Genomic DNA, 635 nt, shown 5'->3' with positions numbered 1-635 from the left:
GTGCGGCGGGGATTCCGCAGCAGCTGTTCAGCTTCGGCACGCCCAACGTCCAGGAGGTCGACGGCTCGGATGCGGCACAATTCATTACGGCCGCAGCGGGATTGACCGATCGCGACCTCGCGGGGGTGTTCTTGCCGGTGCAGCGGGCGTTAGGCTGCCAGGTGAACAACGCGGGCTTTGGGGCCCGGGCGTACCGTCGGGCCGACGGGCAATGGGGCGGTGCGATGCTGGTCATCGCCAAGAGCACCGTCTCCAACCTTGACGCTCTGGTCGGTTGCGTGAAGTCCGCGTGGCGTAGACCGTCGGCCGGCACCGAGACATCGATGTGCAACAGCGGTTGGAGCTATCCGCCTTACAGCGATACCCGTCGCGGCGAGGGCTACTTTGTATTGCTCTCCGGCACCGCGTCGGACTTCTGCAGTGCGCTCAACGCGAAGTACCGCACGACTGCAAGTGCGTGGCCGGTTTAGCGGCTGTTCGAATCGTTGACTCGACTGTGCACGTGTGGCTTTGAGTGTGTACACACGGCGGGGCAATCGCGAATCGACCGCCAAGGCCACACACTCGAAGCGGGCGTGGGCGTGGGCGTTCTAACGACTGCGTACGCGATACCAATCCCCGATTCGACTGTGCAC

1 protein-coding gene is annotated in these 635 nt (G+C 64.1%); it reads left to right on the top strand.

The annotated features are described in order from the left end of the window. Positions 1–470, top strand: a 470-nt coding sequence (locus BST12_RS29205) for a hypothetical protein (protein WP_083116533.1), incomplete at its 5' end; no start/stop codon positions are given. Between the last annotated feature and the right edge of the window lie 165 nt (positions 471–635).

Origin of the sequence: Mycobacterium angelicum (assembly GCF_002086155.1) — a bacterium.
Lineage (GTDB): Bacteria > Actinomycetota > Actinomycetes > Mycobacteriales > Mycobacteriaceae > Mycobacterium > Mycobacterium angelicum.
This window is presented reverse-complemented; position numbering and strand designations above follow the sequence as displayed.